Here is a 15,355-nt window from a genome sequence, read left to right as displayed (position 1 = left end):
ATTGCGATATTATTTTCATATGTTGCTTTGATTCTATTATATCCTATTTTTGATATAAAAGCAATAGTTCTGATATAATTTACTGAGAGTTTTGATTATAATAGAGTCAGGAAACAACACAAAGGATAAAAGCTTCAAGGGGGTATGGATATGGCAAAGGCAAACGACCTCACACAGGGAAAAGTAAGCTCCCTCATTCTTAAATTCTACTTTCCCATGCTGCTGACAAATATGCTTCAGCAGATGTACAATATCGCTGATACAGCCATAGTCGGCAAAGGACTGGGCGACAACGCTCTTGCAGCGGTAGGCAATATGTCCTCACTTACGTTTCTTATATTCGGATTCTCAATGGGACTTGCCAACGGTTTTTCGGTGATCACCGCACAGAGCTTCGGCGCAAAGGACTACTCAAAGCTCCGCCGTTCCGTTGCTTCATCGGCAATGCTCTGCTTCATAATAGCAGCAGCTCTGACAGCCCTGAGCACAGCCTTTTTAAAGCCCGTACTCCATCTGCTCCGCACAGACGAAGCTATAATGCACGACGGACTTGTATACGGCTACTTCATCTTCGGCGGACTTATCGCCACTATCGCATACAATCTCTGCTCCTGCATACTCCGCGCACTGGGCGACAGCAAAACGCCATTTGTAGCTATAATCATATCGACCATAGTCAACATCTTCCTCGATACATTCTGCATATTCGTGCTGAAAACAGGCGTTGAGGGAGCTGCAATTGCAACTATCTTCTCGCAGGTAGTATCTGCGGCTATATGCTTCAGACGTATCCGCAAGATAGACGTCCTCAACATCACAAAAGAGGACTTCCGCGGCAACGGAGCTCTTTACGGCGAGCTTTTCAGCAACGGTCTCCCAATGGCGCTCATGAACTCCATTACAGCTGTTGGCTGCATGGTTATCCAGTATTTCGTAAACGGTCTGGGAGTTGCCTATACTACTGCATATTCAGCTTGCAGCAAGTTCATCAACCTCTTTATGCAGCCTGCCTGCACAGCAGGATTCGCAATGTCTGCATTCACCAGCCAGAATTACGGCGCACGCAGATTTGACCGTATCCGCGAGGGACTTCACGTATGCCTTACGATAGCTACTATCGCCTATGTGGTACTCGGCTCTGTAATGGTATTCCTGCCCACATATCTTGCAAAGATAATGGTAAGCGGAGCAGAACCCATAGCCATAGCAAAGACTTATCTCCCCATATGCGGAATATTCCTCTTTGCAGTTGACTTCCTCTTCATCTTCCGCAACGGCAATCAGGGCTTTGGAAAGCCTATGATACCTATGATATCGGGAATAGCCGAAATGGCACTGAGAATAGGCGTTATCGCGCTATTCATACCTGTCATCGGATTCCGCGCTACTGCATATGCAGAAGCCTCGGCATGGATAGGAGCACTTCTCCTCAACATGACCGCTTTTGAGCACACACTCAAAAAAAACATGGCAGCTCCGCAGGCTAAGCCTGAGAAGCTTCGTCACGCAGCCTGATCCAAGATCGATACGCGATCTGTTCTATATCACCATTCCTCTATCCTCCGCTGTCTGCAATTCCCCCCGCAGACAGCATCTTTTTTTGCATAAAACCAGCCCTGCGTAATCATAGTACTTATATAGAAGCTTATAGTTAATTATTGGGGAAACCTTTCTGAAGAAAGGTTCCTTTGACGGAGGCGCGCCCATCTGTCACTGCGTGACATCTCCCCGCACTGCGGTGAGTCACCCCCATACCCCTTTCCAAAGACTTTTATCTGGTTTTTTCGCAGATAGGCGCTTTATAAATAAAAAAGTCCTGCAAAGTGCAGGAGCGCCCTATCTGTGAAAAAACAAAACGAAAGTTTTAGGGAGAGAGTTTGAGAGAAGCCCCTTTTTCAAAAGGGGTTCTCTCAATATTAAGCATAAAATTTCTACATGGGTATTATGGTTATTCACGTAGGGCTGTATATTTCTTTCTTTTGTTTTCAGCAAGCTGCCGTAAGTTTATTCTTGTTCTCCGCTCGAAAGCACAAATGACTGATCCGTGCTGAATATAAACGCATTATAAGGCTGACTTGTTTTTTCATCGTCATTAATTATCAATATTTCATCTTTTGACTGCTCGTAAGCCTGAGAAGCATTTTCTTCTTGTTTCCGTATCTCCTCTGATTTCAAAGCCGCCTCGTGAATCTGTCTGTTTATTTCAGCATTCTTTTGCATCTGCTCCTGTTCTTCCGCGAACAGGTCGCCGCTGAACTCTGCAGCATTTGTCGTTTTTTCTGTTTTTTTGCCAAGTTCAGCAAAATCGCCCTCGATATTGCCGCTGTGAACGATTATCTGCTCATCTCTGCCGTCGATACTGATATCAATAGTCGGATCGCTCTGCGAATCATAACTAAAATGAGTGATATAAGGCTCATACATACGCATAGCAGCCTTTATACTGCTGTCAGCAGGCGTTTTAAATGTCTTGACAGCACTGTTTTCACTGAATCTCATGGTCTGCACCTTGTCATCAACAAGAGCTTCATCTGCCAGATTGTAAGGCTCATACCAGCTGAGAGTTTCAGTTAAGTCTTCATATTCTGCCGCATCTGCAAAGAAGTCCTTTCTGTTAAATGCAGACTTGTTCTCTTCAGGCATAGCGTCTGAACCGTCGTAATTCAGCGATGTTTTCCATAGCTTATCAGCTTCGGGAAGTATATATTCTACCAATCCACCTAATTCTTCATCATAGCAGCTTGTCATCATATCGTAGTAATACTTCTCGCAATCCTCATCATAATTGCAGTACAGCACCTGAGTCTGCAAGGTCTTTACAACATCATCGTACTTGAAGATATGAACGTATGCGAATGAAGCAGCGGTTGCTCTTTTGCCGTCCTCGTCAACGAGCAATGCGTATTTGTCTCCCGTAAACGCATTGCAGGCCGCTCTGTACGCCTTGTAGTCATTGACTTCAGTGCTTATATCTCCGATAGCCTCGATATCCTTATTTGTAAACTTGGCTTTTGACTCCGCAGCCGCAAGGAAGTTTGATTCATTGTAATCGCCTGTATACTCAACAGCATATATCTGATTTGTAAGAACTCCCTCTATCTCCCTGACGAACACACGGACATTTATATCGTCTGTGTTCTCTGCCTCAAAGGGACAGCTGTATAAAGGAGATATAAGAATATCGTCCTCGATGTACTCGCTGAGGGGCATATCGTAGACCTTATAATCATTGACCTCGGTCTCTCTCTGTATCTCGGAGATCATGTCACGGTACTTCCTGTTTGAATCCGTACCGAGATCAGCCATGAACTCCTGAAAGAAGACAGTCCTCGGCAGAACTCCTATGCAAACCACAGCAGCCGCAGCTATTGATACCCATTTCAATACGGGAACAGCCCTGCGTCTGCCCGTGACATTCTCAAGGTCGCTTACGGTCAGCTCGCTGTCTGAAAAATCCTGATCTGTCTCAGGAAAAGCTCTTGCGGAGATCTTTTCAAAGCAGTCAACGTTAGATGAAAGCTCCGACATCTTATTTCTGAGCTCCTTTTCAAGCTCATCCGCTCCGTTTATTCTGTTATCTTTCACTGCTGTTCACCTGCCTTTTCCTTTAATATGGATATTGCCTTTTGATATCTTGATTTTGCCGTAGTTTCAGGGCATTTCATTATTTTAGCTATCTGTCTGAACGTAAGCTCGGCACAGCAATGCAGTATCACTGTTTCCCTTTGCTTTTCGTTCAGATATTTCAGAAGCTGATTTATGTAAATACTGTCCTCCACAGTCTTTTCAGCCTCGCCGTAGCTCTGTATGATAAAATTCGAGACCTCTCGTTTATGTCTTCGGCGAAGCTCCAATGCAACGTTGCGTGCAATAGTGAGAATAAAGCCCTTTCCGTCGCCCTTTTTCGGCGAGAACTTTTTCACCTGTGTAAGTCTGACAAAGGTCTCGATGACGCAGTCCTCTGCAAGATGATAGTCCGATGTAATACCGAAGGCAACGGCAAAAACGCTGTCCTTGAACATGGTATAGAGAGTATTCAGGCTCTCCTTTGAATTTCGGCAGCTGATAATAAGGCGATTTACTGTGTTATCCTCCTCATTGGAAAAGCTTTGTTCCTTATTCAGTACATTAGTAAATATCGCTCCGTCACCTCCGCTTAGTAATTTAGTTTCGGCGTCCATTTTCCTCACTCCTTTCAAGTATCAGAGGCAGGGACAATGCCCTGACTTGCAAGCTCCTCTGAAGCTCCTGATGAAAGCTTTCATAAATAAGTGATTTCAGACGCCGAAAAAGACGAAATAATTTCAAAAAAATTTTTGAATTTTGTTAGCACATCAAAACAAAAATTCTTTTTACTATCCGCAACCAGAATTATATCACTTACGCAAATAAAAATCAAGAAAATCATAATTTGTAGGGGGGGATATTATCCGCCCCTACATCGGGACGTCGGGGACGCCGTCCCCTACATAGAAATACCAATCCATACAAATTTAAACTGTTATTTATCACAAAAAGCTCCGAAGCATAACCACTTCGGAGCTTTACTATTTTTAATAGAATGTAGCCACAGGCTGCTCGGGAGCTTCTGCCTTTCCGATACTTCTCACAAGAAGTACAGGTCCCTTTCCGCGGTAGAGCTTGTGCTTCTGAACGCTTATCACGCCCGAAACAGTCACCCATTCCTTGTTTGCAGGCTCTGCGCCCTCCTCATACTGGGCTACCAGCCAGCAGTACTGGATATCCTCGACACAGCAGGTCATGATATGACGTCCCACCGCAAAGGTATTCACAGGGAACTTCTCATTCTTGGCAGTAAGCGCCTTGAATGTCATGGTCTTGCCGTCATATTTCATAGGCTCCTCCATGATATCTCTGTACCAGAGAGCGAAATCCTTGTCCTCAATGGTTATCTCGTCAGCTTCAACGTCAAAGGGCAGCGGATCTTCGATATCGTCATAAGCAACCTTGCCGTCAGTATATTCGTAAACTATCTCTGCACGTCTGCTGACGCCTCTTACTACCTTGTGGAACTCATTAGGATCATAGCTCTTTTCAAAGCGATTGAATACAACCATTTCAGCGTTATTGAACTTGTCAACAACGAGACTGCGCATATTGGCGTTGTAGTTATTGAATGTAGTCGCGTCAACAAAGCACATTACCTGTGCGATAGTTGTCTCGTCAGGCATAGCCTTGAAGAAATCATCCATGAGCCACATACCGTTGTATTCAACGACTACGCGCTCAGCGCCGCTCTCATTGAGTATCTTCGTGAAGTTCTCCATAGTGAACTCCGACTTATCGTCGATAACGTGAGTAATGACATTCTTCTTAGGCATACGGGAGATATCGTACTCCTCGACGCCCTCCTCACAGATAAGGAGAAGTGTCTTTTCGCCCTTGTTGAAGCGCTTATCCTCTAAGGTCTCCTGTATGAACTTGGTCTTTCCCGATTCAAGAAAGCCAAGGAACAGGTATATCGGGATCAGTTCGTCCTGATTAGGCACGGTCAATTCTCCTTTCTATCAAGCCTTGAAAAGCTCTGCAATAGCCTCTTCGTTTATCTTTGAGCCGATAACGCAGAGTCTGCCGATAGTGCCTGCACAGCCTGTGCGGACATCAGGCACACCCGGAACATAATCATAGTGTATCCACTGACCGTCAGCACCTGCAACAATACCCTTTGCACGGAGTATCATTCCGTACTTCTCCTCGTTGCCAAGAGCTTCAAGAGCGGACTGTATCTCGTCCATAGTGTAAGTTCTTGTAGTCTCTCTGCCCCAGCTTGTGAATACTTCGTCAGCATGGTGGTGATGATGTTCGTGATCGTGGTCATGATCGTGGCAGCCGCAGGTGCAGTCAGGACCGTGATCGTGGTGGTGCTCATGCTCATCGTGGTCGTGGTCATGATGATGATGTTCGTGCTCATCATGGTCGTGATCGTGATGATGATGTTCATGCTCCTCATGATCGTGGTCATGGTGGTGATGATCGTGATGTGCAGCCTCTTCAAGAAGCTCCTTGAGCTCGTCATCAAGTGTATTCTTCTGTGTCATAGCGTCAACAAGCTGCTTGCCTGTGAGCTCGTCCCACTCTGTAGTAACGATAGGAGCGGCAGGATTCTTCTCGCGGAGGCTCTTTACGCACTCGTCCAGCTTATCCTGCGAGAGACCGCTTGTGTGGCTGAGGATAAGGCAGCTTGCATAGGTTATCTGATTGTCGAAGAACTCGCCGAAATTCTTCATGTACATCTTGTACTTCTTTGCGTCTACAACTGTAGTGAAGCCGTCAAGCTCTACGTCATGAGCGTTGATGTTCTGAACAGCGCGGATAACGTCGCTGAGCTTGCCAACGCCCGAGGGCTCGATAAGGATACGGTCGGGAGCATAGTCTGCAAGGACCTTTTCCAGAGCCTTGCCGAAGTCTCCCACGAGACTGCAGCAGATACAGCCCGAGTTCATTTCGGTTATCTCAACGCCTGCGTCCTGAAGGAATCCGCCGTCAATGCCTATCTGACCGAACTCGTTCTCGATAAGCACCAGCTTTTCGCCCTTGTAGCCCTCCTGAATGAGCTTCTTTATAAGAGTGGTCTTTCCTGCGCCCAGAAAGCCCGAGAAAATAGTTATTTTTGTCATTTAAAACACTTCTTTCTAAAAAATCGTTCAAAGAATATTATATCACGTTGACAAAAATAAATCAAGCCCTATTTAGGCACAAATCGTCTGCGTTTTACCATGATACTTATATAGGATTTTTATGCTTATTATTGAGAGAACCCCTTTTGAAAAAGGGGCTTCTCTCAAACTCTCTCCCTAAAACTTTCGTTTTGTTTTTTCTCAGATAGGGCGCTTCATAAAATAAAGAGTCCTGCAAAATGCAGGAGCGCCCTATCTGAGAAAAAAACAGATAAAAGTCTTTGGAAAGGGGTTCGGGGGAGAACCTTTCCTCAGAAAGGTTTCCCCCGATAAATAACTATAAACTTCTATATAAGCATCATGGTTTAACCCATGCATTTTGTGAAAAAGTCGTCTATAAGGTCGACAAGCTCCTGATTGAAGCCGTTATACAGCTCCTTATCCACAGAAGCATAATACTTCTCCATTTCCTCGTCGGGGATATCCTTGCCGTACTTCTCCTTTAAAGCCTCGGATTTCGGACTAAGCACGTTATTATTGTAATCCCTGTACTCGGGAGTATAGAAATAGGAATTATGTCCGTTCCTGCCCTCCTCGGTAAAGACCTTGTACTCGGCATCGGGATTGGTTATCTCGTCATTATGGGCGATAACAGCCGCCTCCTCATAACCTATGGTCTCGTCCTCATTGCCGTGGATAACAAGCACGGGGATATCAGCCTTGTTTATGCCGTCCACAGCCGACCATGAGGAATCCTTGCCGAACTTCATCTTGTTATAGGTCCAGACAAAGGGGTGAAGCAGTATACCTGCCTTGCCGTACATACTGTCGCAAGAGCTTGCCAGCTGCTCATAGGGCGTATTGTAGCCCGACATGGTAATGCAGCCCTTTATATCATGGTCGAAGTTCAGAACTGCCGCCGCTGCATAGCCGCCCCAGCTGTGTCCGAGGACATATGTATCCATTTTTCCAAGCTCGGGATCGCTTTCGGTGAAATCAAGTGCAAGGTCAAGGTCGATCACCGACTGAGCAAGTCCTTTGGAGCCCTCGCCCTCGCTGTTGCCGCTGCCTGTAGCGTCATAGGCGAAGATTCGCCAGCCGTCGTCAACAAGCTTTGTCAGCAGCTTCAAGTAATATTCATGTCCGCCGCCTATGCCGTGGGCGAAAACGATGAGTCCCTTGTCGTTGCTGCCACCATAGATATAGCCTTTCAGCGTATTCTCCCCCGATAGAAAGCTTACCTCCTGACGGGGATATTCGTTTTCATAGTGGTCATAGAAGTATGTAGCTGCAAATCGTCTTTCGGGATAATCACCGCGCCCGAAGTTCTTGTTCATCTCCACACAGGTGATAACATAGCCCACAACGATAGAAATTACGATAAAAAGCGCAATAAATATAAGAATGGCTCGCTTTTTGCTCTTTTTCCCGGTTTTACTCATATCTTTCTCCCCTTATATAAACCAAAACGGCTGCCGCAACCGCGGCAGCCGCCGTATATTACTTATTCAACATTTCCCACAGATGAGATGACCTCTGCAAGAAGATTTGCAGGAAGCTGCTCATATCTTACGAAATCAAAGGTAAAGCTTCCCATGCCTCTTGTGGTCTGACGGAGATACATTGCGAAGTCGTGCATCTCACGCATAGGAACCTCTGCCAGTATCTGAGTGATACCGCTGCCTACAGGCTCCATACCGAGAACTCTGCCTCTGCGCTTGTTGAGCTCGCCCATAATATCACCTGTATTTTCATCGGGAGCAATTACTTTAAGCTCGCCGATAGGCTCCAGCATTACAGGATCAGCCTGTCTGAGACCTTCCTTGTATGCGATAGAAGCGGCTGTCTTGAACGCCATTTCCGATGAGTCAACGGGGTGATAAGAACCGTCAACCAGTATAGCCTTCAGACCAACAACAGGACAGCCTGCCAGAACGCCCTTCTTGACGGACTCTTCCAGTCCCTTCTGTACTGCGGGGAAGTAGTTCTTAGGAACAGCGCCGCCGAATATCTTCTCCTCGAATACGAGGGTATCGCTTACGCATGGCTCGAACTCTATCCAAACGTCACCGAACTGACCGTGACCGCCTGACTGCTTCTTGTGGCGTCCCTGAACCTTCACCTTCTTGCGGATAGTCTCCTTGTAAGCTATCTTAGGAACTGTAAGGTTGACCTCAACGCCGAACTTGGTCTTGAGCTTAGCAGCTGCAACTTCGATATGCTGCTCGCCGAGACCGCTGAGTATCTGCTCCTTTGTAGTCTCATCCTGCGCATATGTGAGGGTAGGATCCTCCTCGATAAGACGCTGCATACTTACGGATATCTTAGCCTCGTCGCCCTGTGCCTTAGCCTTTACAGCCATTGAGTAGCAAGGTCTCGGGAATTCCATTTTGCCGAACTCCACAACTCTTGAAGAGTCTGAGAGAGTATCGCCTGTATTTGCGGAGATCTTGGAAGCTACAACGATATCGCCTGCCATTGCTGCTGATACCTCTGTCTGCTTCTTGCCGCAGAGTGAATAGAGCTTGCCTATCTTTTCAGCTGTGCCTGTAGTGGAGTTCATAACGTCACTGTTAGCTGAAAGCTTGCCTGACATAACTCTTATAAATGACATCTTGCCTACGAACGGATCGGCAACTGTCTTGAATACGAAAGCTGAGAGCGGATCATTAACGTCGCACTTTACCTCTACAACTTCCTGTGTAGGAGTGTAAGCCTCGGCTGCAAATACCTCGTTAGGCGACGGGAGAAGCAGCTCTATCTCCTTGAGGAGCATATCTATACCGCCAAGGTCGGCAGCAGATGTGCACACTACAGGAGTGATGATACCTCTGTTCATACCGTCGTGGATACCGTCGATAAGCTCCTTCTGAGTGAAAGCCTCGCCCTCGAAGAACTTCTCCATAAGCTCCTCGGAAGTCTCGGCAACAGCCTCTGAAACAGCGGCTACGAGACCGTCGATACGGTACTCGAACTTCTCGGATATCTCGGCTGTAGGCATTTCTGTCTCAACAGGATTGCCCTTAGCGTCGTATTTATAGCACTTCATCTCGATGAGATTAACGTACTCAACTATCTGACCGTTGCTTACAACAGGAACAACTACAGGGCAAACTGTAGGACCGAAAACGGTCTTGAGCTCTGTAAGCACATTGAAGAAATTAGCGTCCTTGTCGTCAATCTTTGTAACGACGAACATCTTTGACTTGCCCTGCTTTACAGCCTCCTCGTAAGCCTTTCTTGCACCTACCTTAACGCCCGACTTAGCGGAAACGGTTATCATAACAGTATCAGAAGCCCTGATACCCTCGATCATTTCAGCAGCAAAGTCAAACAGACCAGGTGTATCAAGCAGATTAACTTTAAGATCGTTATATTCAAAGGAAGCAAGAGAAGTACCGATTGAAATCTGTCTCTTGATCTCTTCAGGATCGTAATCGCAAACTGTTGTGCCGTCAGCAGTCTTTCCAAGACGGTCGGAAGCTCCTGCCTTGTAGAGTATTGCTTCTGCAAGAGAAGTTTTTCCCGAGCCGTTATGGCCTGCAAATGCTATGTTTTTCACCTTGTTTACATCATATTCTTTCATGACAAAGTTTCTCCTCTTAAATGGTTTATCCGTCTGATATTCACGGCATACAAATATTATAATTCATTAATAAAAAAATTGCAATACTAACATAAAATTTTCTACATTTTATAATATGCGTTCAATAGTTTGTTGTGTATTTTTTACAAAAAGGTCTTCTCCGCATTTACTAAATAGCTTAACTTTCCCCAATGCGCAGAAAATCCCGAAATAAGCCGTCCCCCAGATAAGCCCGAAAAACAGCATAACAGCGAGCTTTCCGAGATCAAGCTCCATGAGTCCGATGATCGTCTCAGAAGTCCACATAGTCAGAAATGCCAGTATTACGGGCAAAATCAATGTTCCACAAAGTGCCCGACGAGCCTTTGCTGCTTTAGTTACCTTTACGAAACGCATACTGTTGCCGAAGATATTGCTTGCATAGTAAGATACCACAATGCCGTAAAAGCCGATTTTCGGCACAAGAATGAGAACTGCCGCTATCCTTATGACGTACTCCGCAAGGTAGTTCATGGACGAAAAGCTTTGGAGCCCCAGCCCTTTTATTATGGCTTCGAGAACTATCTCCATGTAGATAAACGGCACAACGGGAGCGATTATAGTTATCATAGTACCTGCCAGCTCTCCGCCGCCGAGAAGCTCACCTATCTGACAGCCGAACCGCATGAGCACCGCCGCCGCAAATACGGAAAACATCAGCGTCCACGCCTTTATGCGCTCAGTAAGCATTTTTATTCTTGAGCTGTTTTGCGCCGCCTTCGCTCGGGCAGCCTCACTGACTATTATCCCCGACATGGAGCATAATACTACCGACGGAAAGAAAAGAGAAGGAATGACTATCGCCTCGAAAACGCCGAATTTTCCGAGAGCGTCCCCTGCTGAGTCGCCGTACTGCCGCAGACATACGGGTATCAGTGCGTCATTAGTGCTGCTTAACACAGCCGTCAGTATACTTCCGCCCATTATCGGAAAGGAAAAAGCGGCATACTGCCTGAAGTTCAGCGAACACCGTCCCGTCCCCTTAACTCTGAACCTGATATAAGCAATGCTCAGAAACAGAAGAGACATGGTATTGCCTGCGATTATGCCTCCTATCATAATTCCGCAGACAGCGTCCTCAGTACAGTTTTTCACAGCACAAGTCGCAGCGATTATGACCGTACATCTTGTGATAAATTCGGCTATATCGCCTGCTGCTGTGACCGCAGCCCTGCGCGCAGCATTGAAATAGCCTTTAAGACAAGCCGCCACAGCTCCCGTAACAAGCGCAAAGGGCATGAGCCGCAGGGCTGCGGTCATGTGGGCGCCGCTGAAGAAACGGCGGCTTATAGGTTCCGCAAGCAATATCACACCTGCCGATACAGCGGCGCTCAGCAGCAGGCATAGCTTCACACCGTAACCGAGTATTCGGTTTGGATTGCCGCAGGGCTTGCCGAATTCCTCCGAAACAAGGCGGCTTGTGCAGAGAAAGGCATTGCCGTTGGAGAGTATTCCTGCAAGTCCCAGAAAAGAGCCCATAAGGCTCAATATACCGATAGCAGATGTTCCAAGTTGTTTGTTTATGAATACGTTCAGCAGCAGTGCTGCGGAGTCGAGAAACAGCTGCATTGCCGTAAGCAACAGTGTATCGCGGACTACCTTGCTTTTTATCATTACAGTTCCTCCGGGTTTTTTCTACATTTTATGGGAGAAAGACTGTAAAAATGACAAAACGAGCTGAGCCAGCTCGACCACTTCCACGCTGCGAGCTGAGCCAGCTCGACCGCTTCCACGCTGCCGCTCGTAAACTCGCTCACTATTATCAATACCGATAACTGTACATCGCTTACAGCACATTTAAAAAGGGCGGATAATATCCGCCCCTACTGATCACTATGCACTAATCACTAACTACTATACATAGAAGCGTTTGTTCAATACGTAGAATCTCAAAATTATTTTTCTGAAATTCAACGTGTTCGCGTTGAAAAGAGCCCTTTTTCGGAGTATATATGAAAGGCGTTATCTCTTTTTGTAGAGAATAAGCTCAGGCTCAGCGCCGTCCTTTCCGTAGGTGCAGACCATAAGGAAGTCCACATTGCCAAGTATACCAAAGCACCTGCCGTTCTCAGCTTCAAGCTGATTGCCGAGATACGTAGCGTTGTCGTCAAGAAGCTTCACCGCACAGCCGCTGGGCATAGGATAGGCAAGATTCACATAGCTGCCCACAAGAGCGTTAAGCTTTTCCACCTTTGGCATACCATTGATATCAAGCGCATTGAACTCATCAATGAGCTGCTTCTTGAAGTCCTCGAACCTACCGCCGTCCTCGAGCTCCTTGTGGTTCTTCCAGTAGTCAAGCTTTGGCAGCATATCCTTCATGTGGACACGTGCCTGTTCCTCAGAAAAGCCGTTGGCAGCCATATGCTTAACACATACGTTGATAAGCTCGTCCATATCGTGATATGTATAATTTCCGTCGGCATAGCACCACTTGCAGTAATTCTCGTTGAAGCTGCCGTCGGTCTCCTTGCTGATAAGCTCGTCCTCAAGGGGCATACCGCAGCACTGGCAAATCAGCTTTCTCGGCGAGCCTAAAATAGTATTGATCGATACCCCGAAGATACCCGACAGAAGCTTCAGCGTTTCCGTGTTTGGTACTGTATCCCCTGTCTCCCAGCGTGATACAGCCTGACGGGTAACGAATACCTTTTCGGCAAGCTCTTCCTGTGACAAACCGTGACTGTTTCTTAGTTCAAGTATAATATTTTTTGTTTCCATATCATCACCTCTGATGTTATTATAACATATCGTGAGAAAAAAACAAGCAACTGTCTGTTGCTTGTTTAAAAGTCATTAGATTATGTAGGGGTGCTTTCCGAGCGCCCGTTATTCCCGTTGCAAATAAAAATGCCATGTGTAGGGGCGAACAGTGTTCGCCCGAAACAAACGCGGTTTGTCATACACGGGAGTCCGAGGGCGGACTCCCCTACAATGTGTCATTTATCATCTCATAGTAAGGCACGGGCGGATAATATCCGCCCCTACATTGTCCTTACTTTTTAAGAAGCCTGTCCAGCATTACCTGACGGCATTCCTTTTCGAGAGTATCATCGAGAGCTTCAAGAGCGATATGCTCGGTCTCTCCCCTGTTTATGCAGTACTCTATCATGTAGTCCGATACCTCAGGATTTTTCGACAGACAGGGACCATGGAGATAAGTTGCGATGACGTTTTTCTCGCAGTAGCCCTCGGCTTCGCTCTTTAAGCAGTTTCCGTTGCCGAAAAGCACCTTTCCGAAAGGAGTTTTTACTCCCTGAGTCTGACCGCCGTGATTCTCAAAGCCAACGACCTTAACAGGCTTTCCCGTGAGCTTGGTCTCAATGACGATATTGCCGATACAGCGCTTTCTGCGGCTGTTTGGAGCTACAGTAAAATAATCGAAAAGTCCCAGTCCCTTGATGTCGTTGCCGTCAGCGTCGCGGTAGTACTTTCCCATGAGCTGATAACCGCCGCAGATAAGGAACAGGAACGTTCCGTTTTTGTAAGCCTTGACGATACCGTCCCTGCATTTCAGCAGGTCTGCGGAGATATGCTGCTGTTCGAGGTCAGCTCCGCCGCCGATATAGATGAGGTCATAGGAGCTGAAATCAGGCATTTCCGAATCAATGGAATACTTGTCTATCTGACAGTCGATACCGCGCTTTTTGCAGCGGAAAGCCATGACCTCCATGTTGCCGCTGTCGCCATAAAGGTCAAGCATATCGGCGTACATATGAAGAATTTTTATAGTTTTCATTTGTTACCTCCATGCTTTGCGATATAGCGCTTCAGAGCCGCTCTTGTAGGCTGAACGGCAGTGTAATTTGCAATGACGAACTTTCGGCTCTCGGTGCTTGCAAGCTCCTCAACAGCCTTGTCAAGGTCAGGGCGAACTACTATCTTAGCAGGATCATATCCTGCTGTCTTGATACGGACTGCGATATCGTAGGCTCTTGTGCCCGATGTGACAACCCTTGTAACACGCTCGAAGATACTGAAATTGATATCGTATATCCACGAAACGTCAAGACCGTCTGCGATATTGTCATTGAGCACGAAAAGAAGCTCCTTTTCGCCCTGCATTTCGTTCATTACACGGAGAGTCATATTGGCGCCCACAGGGTTTTTGGCAAGATTCAGCGTAGCCTTGCTCTTTCCCAGCATGAAGTTCTCCATGCGTCCGTTTTTAACGGTGTAGCTGTTGATAACTCCGTCAACTATCTTCTGGTCGATGCTGTAGAGCTTAGCCGCCGCCGCAACAGCAGTCATATTATAGACATTGTAAATGCTGTTGAGCTTTGGTGAATAAGTATGACCGTCAGCGGTGAACACAGGTTTTTCAAGGTCGATATCCTTTGCTGTGATATATGGCTCGAAATCGCCGAAGCCGCACTTCTTGCAGATGAACTTTCCGATATGTGAGTACTGATAGTACTCATACTCCAGCGGCTCGCCGCAGAACGGACAGAAGCGTCCCTCGGAGGCTTCAAATATCTTCTTTGTAGCAAAGGCGTAGGGCTCTGCGTGGAAGTACTTCACGTTCTTATTGTTGGGATTAGCCCTGCCCAGACGTGCTGTATTGGGATCGTCGCCGTTGAGTATAAGATTACCCTCAAAGGTCTTGCAGAAGCCGTTTATCTTCTGGATAAGAGTTTCCATTTCGCCGTTTCTGTCAAGCTGGTCGCGGAAGAAGTTCAGCACCACAAGGGTATCCAGCTTCAGCTGTGAATACACTACAGGCACATGGGATTCGTCAGTCTCCAGAATGAGGTAGTCAGCCTTGACTTTTCCCGACATATCGCAGTATTTCAGCAGCATGGAGCATATTCCCGTATCAAGGTTATTGCCCTCCTTGTTGATGATTATCTTCTTGCCGCTGCGCTCAAAAAGCTGAGCGATACAGTTGGTTACGGAGGTCTTTCCGTTTGTGCCTGTTACGGCGATTATGGGACAGTCCACCTTGAACATTGACACTGCCTTGTGCCGTGAAAGATGCCACAGCACGATTCCCGGCAGATTACCCGCATTGCGGTGCATAAGCTGTAATAGCTTGACTATTATCTTTCCTATTAATATCAAAAGTCGTTTCAATTTGATTTACTCCGTTAAT

Annotated in this window: 11 protein-coding genes; 1 reads left to right on the top strand and 10 read right to left on the bottom strand. The window is 46.6% G+C overall.

Annotated elements, in window-relative coordinates:
- Positions 1-150: 150 nt before the first annotated feature.
- The gene (locus BT105_RS07770) at positions 151-1,515 is read left to right on the top strand and encodes an MATE family efflux transporter (protein WP_072300194.1); all 1,365 of its coding nucleotides are present in this window, start codon (positions 151-153) and stop codon (positions 1,513-1,515) included.
- Between the two features lie 489 nt (positions 1,516-2,004).
- Here BT105_RS07770 and BT105_RS07765 read toward each other — a convergent pair whose 3' ends face one another.
- From BT105_RS07765 to BT105_RS07720, 10 genes are all read right to left on the bottom strand, one after another.
- Positions 2,005-3,585, bottom strand: a complete 1,581-nt coding sequence (locus BT105_RS07765; RefSeq protein ID WP_072300193.1) for a hypothetical protein — start codon at positions 3,583-3,585, stop codon at positions 2,005-2,007.
- Positions 3,582-4,181: an RNA polymerase sigma factor gene (locus BT105_RS07760; RefSeq protein ID WP_072300192.1), complete on the bottom strand. Its 600-nt coding sequence runs from the start codon at positions 4,179-4,181 to the stop codon at positions 3,582-3,584. Before BT105_RS07760 ends, BT105_RS07765 begins: the two co-directional genes overlap by 4 nt.
- A gap of 372 nt (positions 4,182-4,553) precedes the next feature.
- Complete coding sequence (locus BT105_RS07755) at positions 4,554-5,510, bottom strand: TIGR03943 family putative permease subunit (RefSeq protein WP_072300191.1); 957 nt, start codon at positions 5,508-5,510, stop codon at positions 4,554-4,556.
- Positions 5,511-5,528: 18 nt separating this feature from the next.
- On the bottom strand, positions 5,529-6,638 hold the full coding sequence (locus BT105_RS07750) for a CobW family GTP-binding protein (protein ID WP_072300190.1): 1,110 nt from the start codon (positions 6,636-6,638) through the stop codon (positions 5,529-5,531).
- A gap of 365 nt (positions 6,639-7,003) precedes the next feature.
- Complete coding sequence (locus tag BT105_RS07745) at positions 7,004-8,080, bottom strand: alpha/beta hydrolase (RefSeq protein WP_072300189.1); 1,077 nt, start codon at positions 8,078-8,080, stop codon at positions 7,004-7,006.
- Between the two features lie 62 nt (positions 8,081-8,142).
- On the bottom strand, positions 8,143-10,224 hold the full coding sequence (fusA, locus tag BT105_RS07740; protein ID WP_072300188.1) for an elongation factor G: 2,082 nt from the start codon (positions 10,222-10,224) through the stop codon (positions 8,143-8,145).
- Positions 10,225-10,332: 108 nt separating this feature from the next.
- The gene (locus BT105_RS07735) at positions 10,333-11,877 is read right to left on the bottom strand and encodes an oligosaccharide flippase family protein (RefSeq protein WP_072300187.1); all 1,545 of its coding nucleotides are present in this window, start codon (positions 11,875-11,877) and stop codon (positions 10,333-10,335) included.
- 348 nt (positions 11,878-12,225) lie between these two features.
- Positions 12,226-12,984, bottom strand: a complete 759-nt coding sequence (locus BT105_RS07730) for a zinc ribbon domain-containing protein (RefSeq protein WP_072300186.1) — start codon at positions 12,982-12,984, stop codon at positions 12,226-12,228.
- Between the two features lie 274 nt (positions 12,985-13,258).
- Positions 13,259-14,002, bottom strand: coding sequence for a type 1 glutamine amidotransferase (locus BT105_RS07725; RefSeq protein ID WP_072300185.1), 744 nt, complete (start codon positions 14,000-14,002; stop codon positions 13,259-13,261).
- Positions 13,999-15,336, bottom strand: a complete 1,338-nt coding sequence (locus BT105_RS07720) for a Mur ligase family protein (RefSeq protein ID WP_072300184.1) — start codon at positions 15,334-15,336, stop codon at positions 13,999-14,001. Before BT105_RS07720 ends, BT105_RS07725 begins: the two co-directional genes overlap by 4 nt.
- Between the last annotated feature and the right edge of the window lie 19 nt (positions 15,337-15,355).

Origin of the sequence: Ruminococcus flavefaciens (assembly GCF_900119075.1) — a bacterium.
GTDB lineage: Bacteria > Bacillota > Clostridia > Oscillospirales > Ruminococcaceae > Ruminococcus > Ruminococcus flavefaciens_Q.
Note: the sequence above shows the minus strand (reverse complement) of the source record. Positions and strands in the feature narration are given on the sequence as shown.

Bases quoted from the DNA above. Each gene is read 5' to 3' on its own strand.
- BT105_RS07770 (WP_072300194.1), top strand. From the start codon at position 151: ATGGCAAAGGCAAACGACCTCACACAGGGAAAAGTAAGCTCCCTCATT.
- BT105_RS07730 (WP_072300186.1), bottom strand. From the start codon at position 12,984: ATGGAAACAAAAAATATTATACTTGAACTAAGAAACAGTCACGGTTTG.
- BT105_RS07750 (WP_072300190.1), bottom strand. From the start codon at position 6,638: ATGACAAAAATAACTATTTTCTCGGGCTTTCTGGGCGCAGGAAAGACC.
- BT105_RS07725 (WP_072300185.1), bottom strand. From the start codon at position 14,002: ATGAAAACTATAAAAATTCTTCATATGTACGCCGATATGCTTGACCTT.
- BT105_RS07735 (WP_072300187.1), bottom strand. From the start codon at position 11,877: ATGATAAAAAGCAAGGTAGTCCGCGATACACTGTTGCTTACGGCAATG.
- BT105_RS07745 (WP_072300189.1), bottom strand. From the start codon at position 8,080: ATGAGTAAAACCGGGAAAAAGAGCAAAAAGCGAGCCATTCTTATATTT.
- BT105_RS07760 (WP_072300192.1), bottom strand. From the start codon at position 4,181: ATGGACGCCGAAACTAAATTACTAAGCGGAGGTGACGGAGCGATATTT.
- fusA (WP_072300188.1), bottom strand. From the start codon at position 10,224: ATGAAAGAATATGATGTAAACAAGGTGAAAAACATAGCATTTGCAGGC.